This window comes from Anaeromyxobacter soli (assembly GCF_022808855.1).
Taxonomy (GTDB): Bacteria; Myxococcota; Myxococcia; order Myxococcales; family Anaeromyxobacteraceae; genus Anaeromyxobacter; species Anaeromyxobacter soli.
Genome location: NZ_JAKZLF010000012.1, coordinates 109,289 through 115,288, shown reverse-complemented (window position 1 = coordinate 115,288; position 6,000 = coordinate 109,289). Strand labels below are relative to the sequence as shown.

The window sequence follows — 6,000 nt, the reverse complement described above, 5'->3', positions numbered from 1 at the left end:
TCCCGATTATGCCGACTCCGAACCGCACGAATCGCACGCCGACGCGGGGTTCCGGTGGGCGCTCCGCATAATGCGAAGGTCCGCATAACGCCGCTTATGCGTAGCTACGCGTAACTGGAGACCCGGCCCCATCCCCTGATGACGCGGACCTGACGGAGCGGCTCCGCGCCGCGGCCGAGCTGGTCGGGCTGCTGGCCCGGGACCACGTCATCGTCGCGGCGGGCGGCTACTACAGCTTCGTCGAGGCGGGGCGCTGGCGGCGATGAACGAGCGGAGGAGCGGCCCCGGCGCGCGCCCAGGGGCCGCCGGGAGAGGACGAGATCATACACTTCTCATCGGCGTTACGGATGTCGAGGTGACTCGTCCCGCCAGGAAGGCGGAGGGCTCGAATGAACAGAGGTCGTGACCTACGTCTTCACGTGGCTCGATAAGGGACGGCGCTGGCGCGTACCATACGACGAGTTCGGCCGTGGTTCGCCCGTTGTAGAATCCTTTCTTGCCGTTCCGCGGCGACAGGGCACATCGTCGTTGTCAAGCATCCTTCAACGAGGCGCGTCAGGCACTGAATGACAGAGAAACTGACATTTGCATGGTCGAAGGGAGAGACCGGCGTGCTGTGGCTTGCGCAGCCAGCAGTTGAGGCGCTGGGCGGAGGCCCTCCGTACGGTCCGAAAGCAGGGCGATGTGCCTGGCAAGTGCTGAGTCGGGCGTTCGAATGTGACGCGAAAGAGGCTGCGAAGCGGCCGGTCGTATTCGTCGTGCCAGAGTTGTCAGTCGACCCCAACCGGGTCGACGACATTTTGAAGGGGCTCAAGTCACTGCCGGATAACCGGCTCGTCATCGCTGGCCTCGGCCACCTGAAGCAGGATGAGTGCGAAGCCCTCGAAAAGAACACGGGAGCCAGCGCGGAATTCTGGAAAGAGCCGTGGGGGCCGGGAGCGTACGCGAACGTCGCTCTTGTGGCGACCAAGAGCGAGGTATTCATTCAGCCCAAGGGGCTGCCATCGTACGACGAGCGCGCCGCCGCTTGCTTCGTCGGTGGTACGCGTCTCCGTGTGTTCGAGGGCAAGCCTACCGACGGTGTACCGCTCCGGTTCGCAGTAACCATTTGCTCTGAATGGCTCGAGGACGGGGATCCGAATGGGTTCGCACGCCGAGTGGTCGCGGAGAAGCCGGACCTAATCTTCTGGATTCAGCACAACCCCAAGCCAAGAAGCGCGAAATTCCACGAGCGTCTTCTCTCGTTGTTCGAGCAGGGTAGGCCTCTAGTCGTCGCAGCGAACTGCTCTCCTGGAGAACGGAGTCGACTTCGGTACGGAGCATCGGGCCTAATCTTCGCGGACACTCATGTGCTTCCTCCAAGCAAGCACATGCTCTGCAATGGCGCGGACTACTGCACGGAAGCCGCTGTTCCGGGACGTTTCATCACAAGGGTTGCGCTCCCGAGGTACGACGTAGACGCCCACCGGATTCACACGATTCTCCCGAGGGACCTGGCTGGTTATGGCGCCGATGACGCCATTCGATCGAGATTCGTCGAAGCGGTCCACCCGTATGTGGTTGAGGACACCGCTCTGGTGAGAGACCAGCGGCCCGGGTTCCATGTCGCGGACCTCTTCAAACGGGGCGAGCCGAAGGCGCTCGCCCACGCGGCGCTTCCTCCGGAACTCGGTGCAAAGCTGAGCGGCGCTGCACAGGCGATTCTGAACGATCTTCGAAAGCCGAACTGGCTATCAGTGTTTCTCGACCAGGCGCTCGTGCAGCGAGAGGACCCGAAGCATCTCGCGTACGAGGATCACCCGGAGGCTGCATCGTGCTGCGCCTGCTGGGATCACCGCATCAGCTTCGACTCACTGTTCGATGAGGCCAAGGAGATGCCGGGCAAGATCGCTGAACTGGTGCTGGCTCTTGCAGCCCTGGACGGCGGCGTCTCGCTCGACCGAAAACGTCGCGAATACTGGAACGCCAAGGTTGGCGGCTCGCCGGTACTGATTGCGACTCACTCCGGGAGCGAAGATTCGTTCGAGCAGTCGTACTTCAGGGGGCAGCCGCTCTTGCGCCACCGACCGACGGTCGTTCTTCGCGCTGTTCCAAGTCTGCCGATCGGACGGATCGATGCCGCGCGGATCGCTCCTCGAGGAGAAGTAGATCAAGCCATAGCCCAGATGCCTGAGCCCCTGCGTTTGTGCGGGGCTGCTTTCTGGAGATCGGTTGTGGCGAATACGGTCCTTGACGACCTTGGGATCCCAAAGGAGCGTACGAATGCGAACGTGTGAGGAGATGGTCGCACTGGCATGCAAGCCACACACGCCGGAGTTTCTGCATTCGGACGAAGCGTCGGCGTGGGCTCGCGCCGCGGACCTGATTGTGGGTGCTATCAACGCATCTCCTGAAACCTGGGCGAGCCGTGTCGACAACGCGTACGATCGACTCGGGAGCCCCCCGGTCGTGTTGCGTCGCGAGGACCTGTGGAGCCTAGTGCTGCTGATCGAGCTACCGACGGGGACTTCTGACGCAGTGAAGCGGCACATCGAGAGAGAGACGCGTGGCAGCAGGAAGCTCGCGTTCTCCGAGGATGAAGACGTGCCGAGCTTGTTCGCGCAGTCTATTGGACGCCGGGAAGCGAACCCGGGAGCGGCCTCGCCGACCGTCGTAGAAGACACGCTCGCGCAGTTCTGTGCCGGAGATTCGGAACTGCGAAGAGGACTGGAGGTCTTGCTAAAGCCACGGCAGCCTCGAGAAGAAGTCGACGCGTTGATCCGGATCCTGTCCGGGGAGCCGGGCGATGCCAACTGAGCGCATCACTGCCTCGAAGCTGCAACTCACCGATTTCCGGGGCTTTCGCGATCAACGAACGTTCGAGCTCGGCCGCGTGACGTTGTTGCTCGGCCGCAACGGCCTCGGCAAGACGACGGTGTTCGATGCGATCGATTGGGCGCTGTTCGGACGTGGGTTTCGGCTCGGGTCCGATCACGACGGGGTGTGTAGGAACCTTTGGAAGCCGGCGCCACCACAGGTGACGCTCACCGGTGACGGGTTCTCGCTCACGCGAACGGAACGTGGGGCGAGTCTCAACGGCGACGAATACGACGCGAAGGAATTAGTCACGGATCCCTCGGTATTCAACGACACGCGGGCGCTGCTGTCTGCGCTCAGAGGGCTTTCGTATCTATCGCAAGACACGCTTCGTGAACTGGCGGTATCCGATCCGGAGGACCGAGCGACCCTGTTGCGGGCCCTGACCGGTGTTCCGCTTGCCGACACCGTACGGACAGGGATCAAGAAGGTGTTTCAGAAGCTGGACGAGTCGACCCGCGAATCGGCGCGCGCCAGTCACGAGGCGCAACAGCGCATCAGCGAAGTCTCTGCTGAGATCCTGGAGCTCGAGCACAAGAGGCTGACTGAAGAAGAGCCAGTTCGGCGCGAAGCCAGCCTGATTCTCGGGGATCGGGCGATGACCGCGCCGATAGAGCAAGTCGTCGGGAGTCTTTCGGAGCTTGGGCGGCAAGCGACGCAGGCGGCCGGCGCCGCCGTTGAAAAGATTACTCGCGGGCGCTCTCTACGGGAGCGGATTGTCGCTCACGTTGCGAGGGCCAGTCAGTGTTGGCTCGGAGTGCAGTCGTACGTCGAGCGTCGAGGCGCTCTTGAGTCAGCAGTCGCGGCGCAGGTGTTCAAGGTGGAGGCCGCCGAGAAGGAGTTGCTGGAATGCGGCGCAGCTCATCGACTCGCGGTGACGAACGCGGAGGCGTTAAGGGCGCGGAGGGCCGAACTCGAACTAGCAAGCCAGAGGAATGCTGAGGCTCGTGCAACCCGGTCACAAATGGCTGAGGTTTCCGCGGCCCTCCCCGAAGTTACGAACAAGGCTCAGGAGCTGAAGGCGCGAGCGGCGGAACTTGCTCATCGATTTGACGAAGCAAGGGCACGCGCCGCGGACGCGGCAGCGGCGTGGGAGGAAGTGCAAAGGCGCGCCAGGGCCCATTCCCTGCTTGAGAAGGCGAGGTCAGCAGTTTTTCTCAGTGGCGAGCAGCTTGAGGAAGCGAAGATCGCGCTTCAGCACGCGTTGGCACGAGCGAACCAGGAGAAGAGCGTAGAAGCAGAACTTGCTGCAGCCGTTGCGCGGGAGCGCGAACGCGCAGCGCAGTTCGGAACAATCGCCGAGCGCGTCGTTGCAGCAGTTCGAGAGCTATCCACCTTGCAGCGCCAGGACGCGTGCGAGTGTCTGCTGTGTGGACACGCATACTCATCGCCTGAGGAGTTGCACTCGGCGATAACTCGGGCTCTTGAGCGGACGTCGAGGCATGTCGGCGACATCGCTCGCCTTCAGACGCTCGACAGTGAGTACGAGCGTGCAAGGGATTCTCTCAAGAGGGCAACGTTCGATGTGGAGCGTCAGCGCGCTCGTGTGCAGTCTCTAACGGCGCTTCATGAGGGGGCGCAGAGGGAGCTTTCCTCTGCTCAAGCGACGTACGGCGACGTCGCTCCGCTGGGCGAGGGTGAAAGCGATCGCGCTGAAGCGGAGCTGACCGGGCGCAAGCGCGAAGCGTCGAGTGCAGGAGAAGCGAGTCGCCGAGCCGAGTCCGAGTTCGAAAAGGCGTCGAGCGACCTTGCTCGGCAGGTCGGCCTGGTACGCTCGCTCGAGGATCGCCTTGCGTCGATCGGAACGATTGACACCGACGACCGCATCGTGCAAGCGGACCTCACGCGTGCCGCCGCGGATGTCCGGACAGCGGCAGAGCGCGTTGCCGCGGCTGATGCTGCGCAGCGCCGCGCTGCGAATGCGCGGGATGGACTCGCGACCGAACTCGCTCGAGCGCGGAAGGAGCGAGATGCGGTCGATGCGGAGCTGAGGGGGCTTGAGCGCACCAACGAGGAGCTACAAGTCGCCGGTATCGGACTCTTGGCTGCGGCCCGCGAGATGGGAGTCGATCGCGCCACCCTGGAGGAAATGCCCGAGCCACTCAACGCCTACGTAGCGGTCAAGGAGGCAGAGGCAACCGCAACATCAGAGCGCGCAGCAACGTGCTCGGGGCTCGTTACTCGGATGTCATCCCTTCTCAGGACTGCTGAGCTACCGCGACTCAAGATCGAGCTGGCAAGTCTCACACGGATCGTTGACGACGCAGCGGCGACGCAGGCGCGGCTCGACAAAGCCCGGGGACGTCTGGGCGCCCTACGTGATTCGATGGAGGCATCTGTCCAACGAGCTGCAGAAGCTCGTCTCAATCAGAGCGACGCCTCGGTGAACGAGATCCTCTCGTTGCTCACGCCTCACAGGCACCTCAACATCGTCAGAATCCTGCGCGACGGAACCCTCCGTATCGGTGAACGGGGGCTCGCCGCAGGGGTCGATCCGAAGCCGTATAGTTCGGCGGGCCAGTTGACGTGCTTGGCGCTTTCGCTGTTCCTGGGCGTATCGCTCCTTCAAGCTTGGAGCCGCCTCAACGTCATCATGCTGGACGAACCGGTTCAGCACCTAGACGACGTGAAGTTCCTGAATTTCGTCGAAGTACTGAAGCGAGTCGCTCAGGAGCGGCAGGTGATAGTGAGTACGGCCGACCGCAACATCGGCGACCTGCTCAAGCTGAAGATGCAGCGTTGGGGGAATGCGACCGGCAACCGCGTAGTTGCCCACGAATTCGTCGACTTCGATCGCGAGACAGGGCCGATCCTGTCGTCTGAGGTCGGGGGCCGAAGCACCTCCGCATCCGCGGGGGCTTAGGATATGGGCGACTCATGAGCGGGCGGCGAAATGCGGTACCTGCGCCTCAGCGCGCTTCCTTACGAATGCAGCGCGGTGGGTCGAAGAGGTGGAGGAACGTCCTCCTGCGCGCATCGTGGTCCCCGCGGCCGTGTTGGGCGCGCACCTGCGATGCCAGGTGAAGTGAGTACCTCGCCGTCGGCTCGACACGGCGAGGCTGGATGTGGAGCTGGACAGACGTTCAGGGCGCGTGATACTGCGCCCAGCATGCGGCGAACGACTCGTCCTCCTCCGCCCCCGCT

3 protein-coding genes and 1 pseudogene are annotated in these 6,000 nt (G+C 63.2%); all 4 read left to right on the top strand.

What is annotated here, in order from left to right; genetic code table 11:
* Positions 1-113: 113 nt before the first annotated feature.
* A pseudogene (locus tag MLV88_RS11145) lies at positions 114-266 on the top strand (JAB domain-containing protein); the annotation flags it as partial.
* 300 nt (positions 267-566) lie between these two features.
* Positions 567-2,276, top strand: coding sequence for a hypothetical protein (locus tag MLV88_RS11140; protein WP_242343655.1), 1,710 nt, complete (start codon positions 567-569; stop codon positions 2,274-2,276).
* On the top strand, positions 2,263-2,796 hold the full coding sequence (locus tag MLV88_RS11135) for a hypothetical protein (RefSeq protein WP_242343654.1): 534 nt from the start codon (positions 2,263-2,265) through the stop codon (positions 2,794-2,796). Before MLV88_RS11140 ends, MLV88_RS11135 begins: the two co-directional genes overlap by 14 nt.
* On the top strand, positions 2,786-5,719 hold the full coding sequence (locus MLV88_RS11130) for an AAA family ATPase (protein ID WP_279324246.1): 2,934 nt from the start codon (positions 2,786-2,788) through the stop codon (positions 5,717-5,719). The genes MLV88_RS11135 and MLV88_RS11130 overlap by 11 nt, the downstream gene beginning before the upstream one ends.
* Positions 5,720-6,000: the final 281 nt, after the last annotated feature.